The following is a 15,779-nucleotide window of genomic DNA, read 5'->3' as shown; positions in this document are numbered from 1 at the left end:
GCGCCGTGCAGCCGATCTTGCCCGAAATCGACATGATCGCCGCCCAGCGCGACGGATGCTCGGCCTCGTGATCCAGCACCATCCGCACCGCGCGGGCACGCACCTCAGGCGAAAACTTGTTCGTCGTCTTGCTCGTCATAGCCCCATCCTCTCAGGAGTTGGGACCTCCGACAAACCCGGGGCGGTTCATTTCGGCGGCTTCGCGGACAAGCGCGTCAAGAACCTGGCGAAGGCCGACTACTTCCTTTGCTACGACCACGACGCGGCTCCGAAGGACGCGCAGGGCAAGCTCTTCCTCTGGTACTGCCCAGTTGGCCTCCGGGCGATCGAGGGCAACCTCGTCCACATCGTCATGGGCAACGCCATGCCGCGAAATGCGGCCGTGACCGAATGGTGGGATCAGAACACCACGACCGGCAAATACGAGCAGAAGGTCATCCCGATCACGCCTGAGACGACCGGCAAACTTGGCGACCTCGCAACCCTGATCGCCGCGATCACCAAAAAGCCGTACATTGTGAAGGCCTATAAATACGTCTGCCCCGAGGTTGCGGGGGTGTTGCATACCACGGAAAAGCGACTGGAGAAGGTCTGGGCGGCTTAAGCCGCAAACCGAGAGCCACACAGCGCAGCGACGGCACCTTCAGCGCTGATTACGATCTTGTCGAGAATTGCCATCTGCAGCTTATCGGTCGCTGGTTGGCGATCTGGACCGGAGATTTGCGGGGGCTCAATCATTCATCGACGTCCTCACGGTCGTGGATGGCCCGCTTGATTGCGTATTCGGCATGCTGCCGAAGCTGGTCATAGAGTGCATAGGCTGGCGAAAACCGAGATAAGGTTTCAAGCATCCCAACCGATCGTTCCTTCAGTGCAATATCCTCCGGGAACGGTTCACCAGGGCTGCCATGCTTCATCCCGCTGACAGCAGAGCAGTAAAGCTCGCTTACTACGTCATCTCTCAGTTTCGCCCCGAACTTCTGAGCTTGTTCGATCAGAGCAATCGCGAATTCCCCTTGATCAAAGACAAACGCGGGTTCGGCCTCCCTTACAATCGCCGCTATAGTCGCAATATCGCCCTCGGTTGCCGAGGCCAATATCTGCGTCAAAATACTCACCAGAGCGCTATCAAATGGCCCGAACATCGCCTCGAAAAGGTTGCGGGTGTGATAGCTGAAGAGGCCGCGTCGTTCCCGATTATCCCGCATCCAGGCATAGACGTGCCGCAATAGCTCGGGAGCGTCTGGAGACTTCTTAAAGCGCAGGCGCTCGTGGCCCCAAGGACCGTAGTTGCACGGTCGCATACGAGGTTCGTCCTCACCTCTCTCGGCGGATGCCGCTTCAACTCTCCGCATGAAGAATTCTGCGCACTGCCAAGGATAAGCCTCCGAAATGTCGGCGAGAAGCAGTTCAAGCCAATGGCCGTCTAGCTCAGGAAGCGGCTCGATGCGACCGAGCAGCGAGAGGACCTCGGCTTCAGGCATTGTTTCGACTGTCAGGCCCCTTCGGGGATTGAATTTGAGGAGGGTCGAAATTTCGTCGGCAATGCGCTGCGTTGGAATGCGTGCCTCACCGATGAGCACCCGGACCAGGTCGAGGTTATCCTCAGTTAGAAATCTCGCCGCGTGAATAGCTGCCGAGACGGCGCGTTCATCGCCCTCAGAAACAAGCTTGCGAAGATTTTTTTGGTCCTCGTGTGTCAGGCCGCCGTCAACTTTCCACTGATAAGCTATGCCGACGAACACCCACAGATTTCGGCGGTCATTGCTGAGGAACTTCGCAATCCATTCCCTGCCATTCGTCGGATCGATTTGAAGTAATTTGCCTAGCGCGGAGCCGGTAAACCCGGCTAGGCCATGCTCGGGGTTCTCGTAAGTGATTTCAACCAACGCTGCCGCAACGCCCGGCGCAAGGTCGATCAACCTACCGACAATAACTTCCAGCGTCGTGTTTCGCCCCGGCGTTGCCTCTTCCAGCCGCCTTAATCTTTCCGTCACGTACCCTATGAGATCGCGGGGCTTCGGATAGGCCTCCACCACCTTCGCGACGATCGAAGCTAGATGTTCTGACCATCGGGTGGCGTGATCATCCCTATGGGCGAGCCGGTGCTCATAGCCGTAGCCATCGATGAGCAAACGGTCGATCTCTGTGTCGATATTCGGCTTAAGGCCGTCTTGAATGGCCTTGGCCCGCTTTGAAAGCGCGGGGCGCCCGCGCGATGCATGCCAATTCACTGCGCGGCTTAAGCCGACCTGTACGATCGGATCGAGACTGTTTAGGTCGACCTCGGCCACAAGCCTCCTAAGCGTATCCTCAAATTGCGCATACCATGCGTCAATCGTGCGTTTTTGAGCACTGGCCCCAAGCAGGCCAATTGGCGCCCGAAGGGCTTTTGCCAAGCTATCGCAGGCTCTCGCAGCTCTTCGAACGTCGGAATGTGTAAGAAGGGCAATCAGGTACGAGAGGATCTTTGTTCGGATCGGCTTTAGCGCTTCTGGGCTAACGAAATATGGGGTCATCGAGACCGCATAATGACTGTAGGAGCTGGTATGCCCCTCCGTAATCAGGGCTCCGTCTACGATATCGAGGGGAGTATGGGTTCCACGCCAGGCATCTGAGCGCCGGGCAAGATCGAGGGCAAAATCAACGAGAATGTCGTTGAAATAGATCGGTTTAGCAGGCTGTGGTTCTGCCAATTCGGTCAAGATACGGATGGGATGAGTCGGCTCTGAATTCGGCTTCCGCTGGTCGTTCTTGCCCAGCTCCCACAAGCACTCGCATGCCCTCTTGGTATGATCAGTGGTATAGGCCGCATATTTGGCAATATCAGCTAACTGGTTGAGGAACCGTCCTTCCCGGATAAGTCCTTCGACAAAATCGAGTGCTCTCGCAGGCTGATAATAGGCAACAGCTCGAACTGCAGCGATGTAAGGATCGCGATATTCCTGGACCGGCCGCAGCCGCCGCCAGATATTTTCCAAAAGAGGACCACGTTCGGCGGCCTTGCCGCTGCGGCGCCAATCGACCCGCCCCAGGTTCAGCAGCAGATTTTTGATACCCTCTTTGGGTAAGGCATCGAAGTATTGCTCGGCGAGCCCGTTAGAAGTGCCATCTGGTCCTTCGAAGCGGGATTCGATGAGGTAATCCCCCAAGACGTCTGGAGAAAGTCGATAACTGCTCCCCCGCCTGAAGAGCACGCCAGCCTCAACCAGGAGGCGCATAACTCTTTTTGTATCTGCGATTGAAATCCCCTCGACCGTTTCAAACGCGGCCAGCGCTCGTTCGTCGTCCACTACGATCGGCTGAACGAGGGCCAAGAAGCCCAAGAGCTTCTGGATGACCTGCGGGTTTTCCCGGTCGCTCAAGTGCCCGGCAATTGTTTTTTCGAACCGGCCCAGGAGCGTTGTACGGAACCGATCTTCGTTCTGCACAAACGAAGGATGGATCTTATCGCGCGCCACGATCTGGGCGCCGATGACCGTGGCCAGCGGGCAGTCCAATGTGAACTTGGCTATGTCAGCGGCAGCGGTAATGGGGCCTCCAAGTTCCGTTAGAACCTGGGTGGCCAATTCCTCCGCGTCCTTAAGCGAGAGCTCCGGCAGATCGACATGTTTCAGATTGCTCCCGGAAAACGAATAGCTGCCCGCCTGGGCCTTTATATGCTCGACACCATACCGACGGGCGGAGATGAGCAACTTTACATGGCTACCCATGGCAGCCGCATGGGCGAACAGAACCTGAAGGTCGTCACGATCATGGGCGTCATCGACGACCAGCAAGATATCGCCATCCCCAAGCTCATCCAATGAAGCCTTGGTAATATCCGTTGTTGCAGACGCTACTCGGATACGTGTTCCTCGGGCCTTAACACTGAAGGACGAGAGTACCTCTTTTAGAACGCGCGATTTTCCGCCGCCACCCGAGCCGGTCAGCAGGACGACGCCTATGTCTGCGCCTTGAAGCGCCTCTAAGACATCCGCGACCTCAGACTGCCTTCCGACGAGCTGCCACTGATGATTGAAGAGGGCATCCTGTCGGGCGAATGGGAGGAAAAACTCGTCCGGCGTTTCCCACGGGCTCGATGCTGAAGAACCCAGCAGAGCAATCTCCATTCCGGGAAAGAAGACCCGAACGATACGCTTCTGTGCCTCAACAGGCAGTTCGCGGATTTTGCGGGAGATGTCGTCGCGATCCCACAGCGCCCAGTCGGCGCTATCGGCTAGGGCTACCCGAGCGTCGGGGCTTGCAATCCGGCTTAGGACCAAAAACTTCTTGTTCGTGACCGAGCTGTCCTTTGCAACGGCCTCCCGCACCTTCTGAGGACCGAATTCCGTCACGCGCTTGCACTGAAATCCCCACTGCTCCCCTGTCTGAAACGTCATTAGGACGTCGAGCCCGCCTTGCGTATGGCCGCGACCGCCGAGCTGATGAACCGTTGTGTCGGGGTAAAGCGCTTCCAGAAGTGTGGCAGTTAAGCGCTCGAAAGCTTCCGGCGACAGCGCGTCAACCGGGAAAGGAGCATCGAGAGACACCACTGCCACCTGCAGCGGATAGCCAGCAGCCTCCATCAGGGTATCGACCCTGCCGCCGATCGCAGCAGCAACGATAACAATCTGGTCGGCCCGCGGCCTGGATAAGCCCTTCTCCCAGCGGCTAATCGTCTGCTGCGCTACATCGAGCTTTGCTGCCAGCTCTCCTTGGGTGGAGAAGCCCGCAGCAACCCGCAATGCGGTCAACGCCTTCCCGAATGCGACAAAAGGCGCAATCGTACGTTTGGTGCGTAACTTCATCGACACACATTAAATGTGTGTCGAGTTTGGGTCAACTGGTGTGAACTGTTGTGATCGCAGTCAGCTGATTTAGGGGATGCCATACGGCGCGATCTTGATCCCCAGCCCAAGCTCCTGGGCGGCTCAACAATGAAATCATGGAAAAGCAGCAGCTCAGGCTTTGCTGTTAGCCCCGAATTGAATTGCCCGACTGCGGGCCTTCAGAGGGTCGCGAGACGGCCATCGGCCGGCCCATCATTTTGCCGGACAGCGGACGTTACTAAAGTCCGCAGAGGGCCAGACTTGTCAGTTGACGTCGTCTCAGCGCCCCGGGCCAGAAACAACCCGTTATCCATACGATCGAGGAAGAGTTGCGCTCGCTGCTAGATACGGCAGGGTAATTTTCTCGGTCGCGCTCCTGCGGCCGGATCATAGCGCCGCGTGTAATCAGGCGGCCACCACCTCCGCGCCAACGGAGATGGCGGCCTGACCACAAGGCGATCATCGTATGAGGATGATCCACCCATGGCTAAGCGCCATCTTATCGACCCGTGCCGCTGCACGGAAGCCTCCGCACCCCGTCCCGGTGCTCCCTTCAACCGCAGCTTGAGCGTCCGCAGCCTCATCTGAGGCCGGATCCACGCTGTCCACGCTCATCGTCGTTCACCGCTGCGGGTTAGTCCGTCGGCGAGCGAGTGGGCGTGCCTGGAAGGGATTTCACCATGCACATCTTCGACCCGACGGCGCCCATGGCGCCGACGACGATGCACGTCCGCACTGTGGCCGACCTGCCGGCTTCGGTGCGGTTCGTGACCACGCCGACGAGCACCCTCACGATCGGCGCCGCGCCGTGGCGCCACGCCCGGCGCCTTGCGCAGATGCCGGTCTTCTCCGGCCCCTGCATCTATGTCCTGGCCGGTGACGAGATCCGGATCGGGAAGAGCACTGGTCTGGCCGCCCGATTGCGGGATCACCGCCGCACCATGCCGATGCCTCGCATCGATCAAACCTTCGTCGTCGCCAGCCCGGGATTCGGCGCGGACGCGATCACGGCGCTGGAGGCGATCTTGACCCAGGCAGCCCGAAAGGCCGGTGTCATGCCGGTCGTTGGAGCGCTCCTGAAGCCGCCGTCGCTCGACTCCATTCGCGACCACGACGTGATGCACTGGTTGCGCGAGCTGCCGTTCCTGCTGCTCGCCTCAGGCTGCACACTGTTCGATCCCGATTTCGCGCCCCAGATCGATCGCGCTATGGAGTCTGACGCTCCGCGCGACGAGTACCGCGTGCCGATCGGCAGTGGTGCGGTTCGGGAAGGCTGGCGGCGGGATTTTCCGGCCGACTTGCTCGATCATCCCGCCACGCGGCATTTCGTGCTGGAGCGCGGCGCTTTGCAGGCGCGGGCCTCGGTCAACGGCCAGTGGACCGTGCTGCGGGCCGGATCGCTCCTGACCGCCTCACCGGAAACGTCCGAACAGGTGTGCATCGCGCGGAAGCGGAAGCGCCTCCGGGAGCTCGGCCTGCTCGACCCGGCCGGCGTGTTCGGGCGCTTGAACCGCGACATCGCGGTGCCGTCCCTGACCAATGGCGGCCGTTTGGCTTCCGGCACAAACATTCCGGCCTCGGCCTGGCGCGCTCTCTGAACCAATCGCGCGGCCGGCTGCGTTAACGCGCCGACCGCGTCCTCCCTCCTTTTCCTTTTTGCGACGCCGGCGCCTGCGTGCCCGGCGATCGCCGGAGCCTTGTCCCATGGCCAACGCCATTCTTGCATTCCCGCGTCAGTCGGCGCGCATCGAACCCGACACCGCCCCGTCGCGTCGGCAGACGGCTGCTAACGATACCGCAATCCCCACCCATGAGTTCTGGCGGCGCCTGCCGGCGAGGGCATTTGGCGAGGCCGAACGTTCCGCGCTGCAGGTCTTGCTCGCCGCGACTCGCCCGTTCGGCGTCGACCACTGGCGCGAGGCGCTCGCCGGCGATGACGCCGCCGCCGTGGCGATGGCGCTGAAGCTCTGTGGCGTCGATGTGCTCGACACCTGGCGCCACGACCTCGTGCTCAGCATGCTGCTCTGGCATGCGCTGAACGGTTCAGCCGCTGCCAAGACCACCCTCGCGTTCACGCTCGACCGGCGCCGTTACCTCGGTGAAGACGTCGATGCACTGACGCGCTCCTGGCGCGGCCCGTCGCGTGCGGAGATCCGCCGTGCCGGCCTCCAGGCTCTGGTGGAGGCGCTGTCATGAGCCCGGCCGGTCAGAACGAGGACTACGCCTTCGGCTTCCTGCAGGGGCTGGAGCCCGAGATGGATGGCGCCGGCGACGAGCAGTGCCGGAGTGGTGCACGGTCCCCCGTCGATCTGCTGCTCGACCTCTCGTGGCAAGCGATCAAGAATTTCCCGAAGCGAGGCAGGCTGTCGGCCGGCACGACCCTGGCCGCGATCATCCGGGTGCCGAGCGATGCCTGGATCGATCCGATCCATCAATTCGTGCACGAGAACGATCGCACCATCATGCTCGTCGACGGGAAGACCAAGAAGCGCGACTGGTCGGCTCAGGAAGGCCTGATCATCGACGCCCTCGATCGCGGCAAGTCTGTCTTCGGCATCGCCTCAGATCCGGACGCGCAGTTGCCGCCGCTCATGCGAGCCGCAGCGGATGCCGTCATCACCATACCTTCGCCGACGCCGGAGTTGATGCGCAAGGCGATCCGGCTCCACACCGGCCGGTCCCGCGTGCCGGCTCTTACCGCCATGGATATCGGCGGCCTGGACCTCCTCGACCTTGCTGCCGCCCTGCGCCCGCAGACGACTCCGACGGCCTGCATCAAGCGTCTCAGGGCCGCGAGCACAGCGCGCAGCGTCAATACGAGCGACGATTCGACGCCGCTGCTTCAAGATCTGTGCGGCTATGGCGCGGCTCGCGATTGGGCGCTGGAGATGCTCGCCGAGGTCGAGCTTGTGCGCTCCGGACACAAGCCGGCGCTGGAGAGCGGACTGTTTTTTGGGCCCCCGGGCACAGGAAAAACCACAATCGCACGGAGTCTGGCAAAAAGTGCGCGCCTACCGTTTTTTTCGACGAGCATCGCCGCCTGGTTTCAGCATCGCGAAGGACATCTTGGCGATGTGCTCCAGCAAGCCAGCGACATTTTCACGCGCGCCCGAAATTCGGCGCCCAGCATCCTGTTCATTGACGAAATCGAGGCCCTTCCGTCGCGGAGTTCGCTTTCTTCGACCGGCGGAGGAATGTCGTCTTCGTCGGCCTCGTGGTGGACGCCGTTGGTGACGCAGATCCTACTTCAGGTGGACGCTTGCCGCGCGGACCCGCGCGGAATCATCATGCTCGCGGCGACCAACCATATCGATCGCGTTGATCCCGCTCTCCTGCGACCCGGCCGCTTCGACAAGCAGTTCCGTATCGATCCGCCCGACGCCGCCGGTCTTGCGGGCATCCTGCGGACACATCTCGGTCGCGACTGCCCCGACATCGACCTGCACGGATTGGCAAAGTTGATGCCGGGACGAACGGGCGCGGATGTCGCGGGCTTCGTCCGCGAGGCACGTCGCAAGGCCAGGCATGCCGGCAGGGCACTTGGTGAGGCGGATCTGCGCGCGGCGATCATGCCGGCTGATCCTCGCCCGCTGGCGGTACGACGTCATGTCGCCGTCCACGAGGCCGGGCACGCCGTCGTGGCGCATGTGCTCGGCTACAGGGTCGAGGTGGTTACGATCCGCGGCGAAGGCAACGCGGGCGGCTGGACCGATATCCGCTTGCCCAGCGTCTCCGACCGCGGGCTGATCGAAGCGCGCGTGAAGATCTTGCTCGCGGGCCGTGCGGCGAACACCTCGTTCGGTGCTGCGGCAGATACCGGAGCGACCGCGGATTTGGCTGAGGCGACGAGGCTGCTGGCGGCCGCCCGGTTGAGTTTCGGGCTGGCCGACAGTCTGGTCTTCCGCGCCGGCCCCGAACACGCCCTCGACATGGTTGCCCGCGACCGGAGCCTCGCCGATGCGATCAATCACGAGCTCACCAGGCTCATGATCTCGACCAAGCGGCTCATCTCGGAGAACAGAGCCGCTATCGAGAGAGTGGCCGATGCGCTGCTGGATCGCACCGTCTTGGACGAGGCGGAACTGGCGCACCTGATCATGGCGAACCCGATGCCGGCTGGCAGGCGCGAGCCGCGGCTCGACCGGCGGCCATTCGTGAAGCACTGACGAATAGAGGGGCATGGGCACTAGCGAGACCGCTAGTGCTCATCGTCGGATAGACCATCCGCCACTAGCGGCTGCACTAGTGTCGCCAAGGTTGGGCAATTCTCTAAGAATATCCTCAAATGCATCTCAAAACCCGGCGGGTCCAGAAATCTCGCTATGTCATATTCACTTTCGATATTGCCACTGGAGATCGAGCGCGTGGATGACGAGGCCGCCATCGCCGACGCTAAACTCACGGCCATGGATGCTGTGCTTCAGGAGCACGGGTTCAGGAAGACGATCGCCTATGTCGAGACAGAGGACGCGCGGGCATCGAAACGGGCTCTGAGAGAGGCAGCCCGCAAGACTGAGCTGGCGGAAAAAGGGATCAGGCAACTCAACCTGATGACGTCGCAAGACGTCGGCTGGCGAAATGCGCTCGGAGTGATCGCCAAGCTGTACTCCGCCCCCGACATGATCGAGGCGGTGAAGACGCTCGCCGGCGACCCCGATGCCGCTCGGCGTCTCCAACGCGACACGCAGACGAAGCCCGAGGGCCAGAATGAGCACGCTCGTGCACCTGCACCACTTCACCTGCATCATAATCTGACAGAGGACGAAGCTATCCGGCTTCGGGCCCTTCTCGCGCGACCGGAAGCGGTGTCGTTGCTTGCGCTGGCAGAGACGCTTTCGGACGAGCGGCTGAAGCTCTTGGTCGAAGCCATGCGAAGCGAGGCTTTGCCAGTCCTGTTGCGCGAAACGATTTCGCACGACCTCGGCGAACTGGTCTCGCGACTGGCCGGGCTTTTGCAGATCGAGAATCGGGCCGAGGCTCGGTTGAACGGGCGGCTCGTGCTTGCGTTCCTCACCTATCCGAACTGGCGCTCGGTATTCGCTCATCTTGGACGAAACGCAGACGCCCGCGCTAATCTGGCGCTCCTGCTCCATGACGAGACCGTCGCGACCTTGCTCGCTGGGTATCGGACCGATCGGGTGACGGCGTCCGCGCTGCGGCACCTCGTATCGCCCGCGGGTGATGCCGCAAAGTCAGAAACCCGCCGCGCTGCCGTCGCTCTCGTCGATGTGCTGCTGTCCGATCCCACAGTTGCGGCGCGGCTGCAGCAGGGAGAACCGGCAAACAAGCTGCTCGAGAATCTAAAGCGCGCGGCCGCGCCGCGAGAGACGGTCGAGCATTCGACGATTTCGGCCGACGCAGCTTCGGGCAGTCTGCTTCATCGTATCGGCGCCGTCATGCGAGCTGCGAGCATGGCATGGTCGGCGTCGGCAGGGAGCAGGATCAGCATCACACGTTCGTCGAGCCAGTCTCCACGATCTCAGAGGCGACAATCGTCGAGCCGCGTTTCGCGCTGAGCCGGTCGCGGCAAAGATAGGGGCTCATGTCGACGTCGGGGTATCGGATGCCGGCGACCGCATCGCTTTCGTGACGCAGCAGAAGTGGATTGCCGTAAACGCCATCCATGCCGTGGAGCTGGTGTCCCATGGCTTTCTTGCGGGCCTCTTCGGAAACTGCCGATTCGGTGCAGGCGTCACGAAAATTGTGCCTGAGACTATAGGCGGTATAGCGCGGATTGGTGATACCGAGACCCTTGCGGATCCGCCGGTTCAGCCTTTTCGAGATCGCATCGCTGTAGCGCCCGGATGGGTCCGCCTTAAGCTCCGGAAAGACCTGGACGTCTTTTCCGCTGCGCTTGCGGCGTAATGCGACGAATTCGAGAAAGCCCATCTCGATCAGCGTCGGATGGACGGGGATCAGACGACGCCCGGCCGCCGACTTGACCCGCCGTCCCTTCGTCTTCGATTTGCGGGGCTTGACGGCGGTGTCCCCCTCGTCCTCTTCGTCGACAAGGCTCAGCACGTTCAAATGCGGCCTCCCGTTGTGATCGAGCCGGAGATCGTCCGTGCGCAGCTGGGCGAGCTCGTTGAGGCGCATGCCCGTGAACAGGATGACCGGTGGAAACCAATAGACCGGACCGACGGCTGTTTCCTTCGCGGTCAAGGCCAGCAGAGCGCTGATCTGCGGCGGCTTGAAGGGAAGGCGCTTGCTCTTGGCATCGGAATCCGCCTCCTGCTCCGATTGCAGTCCAGTCAGCGGGTTCTTCTCGATCTTCCCATCATCGACAAGCCATTGCAGAAGCCGCCCGACTGGCCCCAGATACTTCAGATTGATGGTTTTCGCACTGATCACGTTGAGCGGCTGTCTTCGTGCGGCGTTCAAGGCGATCGCTTCGCGCATATCCCGCGTCTTCAAAATCAGCGCGAAGCGGTTAGGCAATTGGTCCAGCACGTTTCGATAATCGCGGATGTCGTCGCGGGAGATATCCCGTACGGACTTGTCGCCCACGAAGCGCAAGAAATTCGCCAAGCGGGCGCGGACGTCTCCGGCGTGCTTCGGATCGCCTGCCTTGACGATCTCGTCGGTGTCATAGCGGCCGATGGCTTTGGACAAGAGTTCCTCTGACCAGCGCGACGCTTTGGCGTCTGAATAGGCGGTCTTCACCACGTCGGAAACGGCGGCTTTCAGTTCGGCTGCGTCTGGGTTGGGAGCGCGATCGCCGATGATCGCCTTCAATTCCGCGACGAACTCTCTTTTGACATCATCCAGCATCTGCCGCGTCGCACGGGGACCTTCCGGTGTCGACGCCGCCTTCTCCGGCGAGGGGAAGAATTCCGAAGCCCGGTCCATGGCCGAGTCGATGTCTCGTTCAGAATGCTTGCCGAAGGGGCGTCGGCTCACCCGATCCACGGTCTTCAGCAAAGCCCGAGCAGCCTCGTTACTTCGACCGGCTGCCGTCTCCGCTTCGAGAATGCCGAAGGCCTCGGCCTTGCCGATCCAGTGCGTGTCCGCCCGCTCTTCATCCCAATCATCGCCGTCCGCGTCTCGGACATAGTCCTCGATCACACCGCGGGCGTCACGCAGAAGGGCGAGCTTCTGCCCCACGAGCGGGGGCGTGCCCGAGACGGATTCGATCGCGTCGTCCAGCATGGCGAGCGCGATCTCGCGTGCGGGCCGCATCGGCCGCTGCGAGCGGAGCACCGCGTAAACTTCGTCGATCCTGATCAGCACCTGCAGCGCTCTCCGGCGCGCCAGCGCGGCGTTGCGGGTGCGCAGGGAGCGGCGCACGTCCGGCCTGCCGAGGACGCCGGTCAAGTCTGAGGGAACGGCCTTACGAAACCACCAATGCGCGCCGCGCCGATGCAGATACATCGCGACCCCGATTCCAGTCGGGACCCTCCATCCCGAACGTGACAGGACGGCGTGACGGACAACGCGAAATCGATTCGAGCCGATTTCAACGTTTTCAAGGGCTTAGGAGTGGCGGAGACGGAGGGATTCGAACCCTCGATACCCTTATGGGGTATGCTCATTTAGCAAACGAGTGCCTTCAGCCTCTCGGCCACGTCTCCGTTGAAAGGCTCTATGCCCGATCCTATACCGCTTTGACAAGCGACCGTTTCGAACAAGCGTGGAAAAGACGCGATGCCTGTCGCGGTGTGGCCTCAGCCCCTCGCCTCGTCCAACGTCTCGACGAAGGCCAGGGCCTCGGGAAGCGTCTCGAAAACCGGGCAGGGCAAACGCTCATCCTCGGCTTCAGTCAGCCCGAAGCGCACCGCAAAACCTACGGATTCGCAACGGATCGCGATCGGGCGCAGCGGCATCGTGGCACGGTCAGCAAGCATGGCGGCGGCGTCTTGCATGGCTTGTCGTCCTGCGGAAACTGCCGCCAGTAGCGCCCTCGCAGCTGAACGGCTGCCGAACAGAAAATGCAGGAAGACGGCAGTGATCGCCCGAGCTGTCCAAGCCGCATGCGACCGTTGCCGACTCGGTTCGCAACCTCGCCCTCGCGGCGTGCATGGCGCCAGAGCTCGCCAGGGCCCATGCGCAGCGCCGCTACGCGCCAACTCACCTGGCATCGCGGATCGAAGTGCCGGTCTGGTCTTGCGCTGCCTGACCCGCGGCCCAGCCATCTGCCACCGCCGGCCTTGATTTCCTTGTGAAGAGGTGTTTCGGCGCACCTTGTTCGATTGCGCCCTTCGGTGCGGCCTCGACAGATTTCAAGTGAGACCAAATGCATGGCCCGTCTCATTCGGCCCGCTGTTCGCGGAAGCCAGCCATCCCCATCTGAACGCCATGAGCGCGTATTCGATTGGCGGGTTTCACGATGTGCGAGAAAGAAATGGCTGATCCGCAGGTTCAGCGGTTGGCGCAGGCCATCTACGCTGCGATCTGCAAGCAGTTCGATGCCGAAAGTCCGTCCGCACCAATGGTCTGCGGCCAAGGAGGCATGCGCGATGTGCTCGTAGAAGGCCATCTCGATTTGGTGAAGGTGGCGGCGGCCCTCAACAAGCGCTGCTGTCTGCAGATGCCGGACATCGAGACGGTTGCTGCCATGCGCCCAGATGATGACGCCAACATGCCCGACTGCGAGGACCGCGCTCGCCGTTCGGCCGAAGGCAATGCAGATGCCGGGGAATCATCGCCGGGTTCGCAGATTTTCCAGGCCTAGACTCTGGGCGCGCTGCCGAGGATCTACCCGACATTGGGCGTCAATGCCGGCGCTCGTCCGCCAGACCTTCCACCAGCGGGCTGACGCGCTGTTCCCGACGATCCTTCCTCACGCGGGAAGTTGGCGACGAGAACGCGGACTGCCGGAGCCGGCGCTCACCCAAACTGAAGCTTGAAAGGAAAAATGGTGCCCAGAGCTGGAATCGAACCAGCGACACTGCGATTTTCAGTCGCATGCTCTACCAACTGAGCTATCTGGGCATCCGGCGAAGCGCGCTGCGCCTCGGTTGGTGAGTGGCGTATAGAGGCAGCCGGGCGAGCTGTCCAGCCGACAAAACACCGGCAGTGGAAAAATGCGTGCGGAAGACGAAATGCCTTCCGCTATGCGGCCTCACTCCTCCTCGTCGCGGCGCTTCGGCACCGGCTCGGCCATGTCCTCGACGGGTTCGCCGGGAATCACATAGCCGCCCTTCAGCCAGCGGCCGAGATCGATGTCGGCGCAGCGCGCCGAGCAGAACGGCTTGAAGCGCTGCACCGCCGGCTTGCCGCAGATCGCGCAAGGCCGGCCGGTGGGCGCAGTGCCCGAAGGGGTCTCAGGCGCCATATTGCAGGGTCACGCCGCCGTCGACCACGAGCTCGAGGCCGGTGACATAGCGCGCCTCGTCGCTCGCCAGGAACAGCGCGGCCCAGGCCACGTCCCAGCCCTCGCCCATATGGCCCATCGGCACCTGCGCATCGCGGGCCTTCCACATCGCCGCGACATCGCCCTTGGCATAGGATTGCGCGAGCCCGGCCGAATGCTCGACCATCGGCGTCTTCATCAGCCCGGGCAGGACGGCGTTCACGCGGATCTTCTCGCCCGCATATTGCGCCGCCGTGGTGCGGGTGAGCTGGTTCATCGCCGCCTTGCTGGCGCCATAGCTCGCATAAGGCACGCCGGTGTGGCGGATCGAGGCGATCGACGAAATGTTGACGATCGAACCGCCCTGCCCGCTCTCCGCGAACTGGCGCTGCATCACCGGGATGACGTGCTTCATCGCCAGGAAGCAGCCGGTCAGGTTCACGGTGAAGACCCGCTCCCAGGTCTCGAGCGGCAGGTCGACGACGCTACCTACCTCGGCGATGCCGACATTGTTGTCGAGCACGTCGATGCGGCCATAGGTCTTGAGCGTCGCCTCGACGAGCGCGGCCAGATCCTCCGGCCGGGTGACGTCGGTGCGGATCGCGAAGGCCTCGCCGCCCTCGCCCTTGATGATCTCGGCCGTCTCCTGGGCCGCGTCGAGATTGCGGTCGGCGCAGACGACGCGGGCGCCCTCGCGGGCGAACACGGTCGCGGTCGCCTTGCCGTTGCCCCAGCCGGGGCCGATCGAGCCCGCGCCGGCGACGATCGCGACCTTGCCCTTCAGGCGTTCGCCCATCTCGTTTCCTCCATCGTCATTGTTCTGGTTCAGGCGGCGTTGAGCCAGCCGAGGCGAATCGGAAAGCCCTCGCCGCCGAGCAGGTTCACCGTCTCGTGCAGCGGCAGGCCGACCACGCCGGTGTAGGAGCCGACGAGCTTGACGACGAAGGAGCCGGCAATGCCCTGGATGGCATAGGCGCCGGCCTTGCCGCGCCATTCGCCCGAGGCGAGGTAGTTCTCCAGGTCCTCGCTCGACAGGCGCTTGAAGCGCAACCGCGTCTCGACGATGCGCTCACGGATCGCGCCCGAGGGCGTCGCCAGCGCGACACCGGTATAGACCCGGTGGGCCCGGCCGGAGAGCAGCCTGAGACAGGCGGCCGCCTCGTCGACGATCTCGGCCTTGGGCAGGATGCGGCGGCCGACCGCGACCACGGTGTCGGCGGCGATGACATAGGCGCCTTCGAGATCCGGGCGGCTTTTCAGCGCGGCGTAGCCTGCCTCGGCCTTGGCACGCGCCAGACGGCGGGCGAGATCGCGCGGGCGCTCGCCCTTGAGGGGGCTCTCGTCGAGATCGGACGGCAAGAGCGCATCGGGCTTGAGGCCGGCCTGCTCGAGCAGAGCGAGCCGGCGGGGCGAGGCCGAGGCCAGCACCAGTTGCGGGCGCCAGCCGGTCGGTTTCGAGGAAGAAAAGAGGTTCAACGGGTCAGGCTCGTTCCGGGGCAGCCATGCAATGGCCTTCCCCGATGGCTTTAGAGCAATTTGCGACAGGGGGGAATGCAGCGCGGGACCAATGCGCCGGACGCAACACAACGCCGTTCGTCAAGCATGTTTTATGCAGATGGCGCATATTTTATTCACTTCATCGCATTGCACAATCAACGCTGCACTGCCACATTCGA

The 15,779-nt window shown here is 62.5% G+C and carries 12 protein-coding genes, 2 tRNA genes and 1 pseudogene; 6 read left to right on the top strand and 9 right to left on the bottom strand.

What is annotated here, in order from left to right; all coding sequences use genetic code 11:
* Positions 1-139 (bottom strand): annotated as a pseudogene (locus RKE40_RS14500) (IS3 family transposase); the annotation flags it as partial.
* Between the two features lie 213 nt (positions 140-352).
* Here RKE40_RS14500 and RKE40_RS14495 point away from each other — a divergent pair.
* Positions 353-604, top strand: coding sequence for a hypothetical protein (locus RKE40_RS14495; RefSeq protein WP_316018937.1), 252 nt, complete (start codon positions 353-355; stop codon positions 602-604).
* Between the two features lie 130 nt (positions 605-734).
* Here the strand turns inward: RKE40_RS14495 and RKE40_RS14490 are convergent, their stop codons facing one another.
* Positions 735-4,790, bottom strand: a complete 4,056-nt coding sequence (locus RKE40_RS14490; RefSeq protein ID WP_316018936.1) for a helix-turn-helix domain-containing protein — start codon at positions 4,788-4,790, stop codon at positions 735-737.
* 701 nt (positions 4,791-5,491) lie between these two features.
* Here RKE40_RS14490 and RKE40_RS14485 point away from each other — a divergent pair.
* From RKE40_RS14485 to RKE40_RS14470, 4 genes are all read left to right on the top strand, one after another.
* Entirely contained in the window at positions 5,492-6,409 is a 918-nt protein-coding gene (locus tag RKE40_RS14485; protein ID WP_316018935.1) for a hypothetical protein, read from the top strand.
* A gap of 106 nt (positions 6,410-6,515) precedes the next feature.
* Complete coding sequence (locus tag RKE40_RS14480; protein ID WP_316018934.1) at positions 6,516-7,007, top strand: hypothetical protein; 492 nt, start codon at positions 6,516-6,518, stop codon at positions 7,005-7,007.
* On the top strand, positions 7,004-8,977 hold the full coding sequence (locus RKE40_RS14475) for an AAA family ATPase (protein WP_316018933.1): 1,974 nt from the start codon (positions 7,004-7,006) through the stop codon (positions 8,975-8,977). Before RKE40_RS14480 ends, RKE40_RS14475 begins: the two co-directional genes overlap by 4 nt.
* 198 nt (positions 8,978-9,175) lie before the next feature.
* Positions 9,176-10,327: a hypothetical protein gene (locus tag RKE40_RS14470; RefSeq protein WP_316018932.1), complete on the top strand. Its 1,152-nt coding sequence runs from the start codon at positions 9,176-9,178 to the stop codon at positions 10,325-10,327.
* On the opposite strand, the gene RKE40_RS14465 is transcribed toward RKE40_RS14470, so the two are convergent.
* From RKE40_RS14465 to RKE40_RS14455, 3 genes are all read right to left on the bottom strand, one after another.
* A complete protein-coding gene (locus RKE40_RS14465) occupies positions 10,260-12,182 on the bottom strand; it encodes a DUF6538 domain-containing protein (protein WP_316018931.1) in 1,923 nt (640 codons plus the stop codon). The two genes, RKE40_RS14470 and RKE40_RS14465, sit on opposite strands and share 68 nt — an antisense overlap.
* A 109-nt stretch (positions 12,183-12,291) precedes the next feature.
* Positions 12,292-12,382, bottom strand: a tRNA-Ser gene (locus RKE40_RS14460).
* 93 nt (positions 12,383-12,475) lie between these two features.
* Positions 12,476-12,673 (bottom strand): hypothetical protein, encoded by a 198-nt coding sequence (locus RKE40_RS14455; RefSeq protein WP_316018930.1) that lies wholly within the window; start codon positions 12,671-12,673, stop codon positions 12,476-12,478.
* Between the two features lie 479 nt (positions 12,674-13,152).
* Here RKE40_RS14455 and RKE40_RS14450 point away from each other — a divergent pair, with 479 nt between their 5' ends.
* The gene (locus tag RKE40_RS14450; RefSeq protein WP_316018929.1) at positions 13,153-13,482 is read left to right on the top strand and encodes a hypothetical protein; all 330 of its coding nucleotides are present in this window, start codon (positions 13,153-13,155) and stop codon (positions 13,480-13,482) included.
* 184 nt (positions 13,483-13,666) lie between these two features.
* On the opposite strand, the gene RKE40_RS14445 is transcribed toward RKE40_RS14450, so the two are convergent.
* From RKE40_RS14445 to RKE40_RS14430, 4 genes are all read right to left on the bottom strand, one after another.
* Positions 13,667-13,742 (bottom strand) — tRNA-Phe (locus tag RKE40_RS14445).
* Between the two features lie 130 nt (positions 13,743-13,872).
* Positions 13,873-14,085: a DNA gyrase inhibitor YacG gene (yacG, locus tag RKE40_RS14440; RefSeq protein WP_316018928.1), complete on the bottom strand. Its 213-nt coding sequence runs from the start codon at positions 14,083-14,085 to the stop codon at positions 13,873-13,875.
* Positions 14,075-14,899, bottom strand: a complete 825-nt coding sequence (locus RKE40_RS14435; RefSeq protein WP_316018927.1) for an SDR family NAD(P)-dependent oxidoreductase — start codon at positions 14,897-14,899, stop codon at positions 14,075-14,077. The genes yacG and RKE40_RS14435 overlap by 11 nt, the downstream gene beginning before the upstream one ends.
* Before the next feature lie 29 nt (positions 14,900-14,928).
* A complete protein-coding gene (locus RKE40_RS14430) occupies positions 14,929-15,579 on the bottom strand; it encodes a Maf-like protein (protein WP_316018926.1) in 651 nt (216 codons plus the stop codon).
* Positions 15,580-15,779 lie beyond the last annotated feature (200 nt).

This window comes from Allobosea rubneri (assembly GCF_032464875.1).
Taxonomy (GTDB): domain Bacteria; phylum Pseudomonadota; class Alphaproteobacteria; order Rhizobiales; family Beijerinckiaceae; genus Allobosea; species Allobosea rubneri.
This window is presented reverse-complemented; position numbering and strand designations above follow the sequence as displayed.

Bases quoted from the DNA above. Each gene is read 5' to 3' on its own strand.
- RKE40_RS14475 (WP_316018933.1), top strand. From the start codon at position 7,004: ATGAGCCCGGCCGGTCAGAACGAGGACTACGCCTTCGGCTTCCTGCAG.
- yacG (WP_316018928.1), bottom strand. From the start codon at position 14,085: ATGGCGCCTGAGACCCCTTCGGGCACTGCGCCCACCGGCCGGCCTTGC.
- RKE40_RS14450 (WP_316018929.1), top strand. From the start codon at position 13,153: ATGGCTGATCCGCAGGTTCAGCGGTTGGCGCAGGCCATCTACGCTGCG.
- RKE40_RS14480 (WP_316018934.1), top strand. From the start codon at position 6,516: ATGGCCAACGCCATTCTTGCATTCCCGCGTCAGTCGGCGCGCATCGAA.
- RKE40_RS14485 (WP_316018935.1), top strand. From the start codon at position 5,492: ATGCACATCTTCGACCCGACGGCGCCCATGGCGCCGACGACGATGCAC.
- RKE40_RS14435 (WP_316018927.1), bottom strand. From the start codon at position 14,899: ATGGGCGAACGCCTGAAGGGCAAGGTCGCGATCGTCGCCGGCGCGGGC.
- RKE40_RS14490 (WP_316018936.1), bottom strand. From the start codon at position 4,790: ATGAAGTTACGCACCAAACGTACGATTGCGCCTTTTGTCGCATTCGGG.
- RKE40_RS14495 (WP_316018937.1), top strand. From the start codon at position 353: ATGGGCAACGCCATGCCGCGAAATGCGGCCGTGACCGAATGGTGGGAT.
- RKE40_RS14465 (WP_316018931.1), bottom strand. From the start codon at position 12,182: ATGTATCTGCATCGGCGCGGCGCGCATTGGTGGTTTCGTAAGGCCGTT.
- RKE40_RS14455 (WP_316018930.1), bottom strand. From the start codon at position 12,673: ATGCAAGACGCCGCCGCCATGCTTGCTGACCGTGCCACGATGCCGCTG.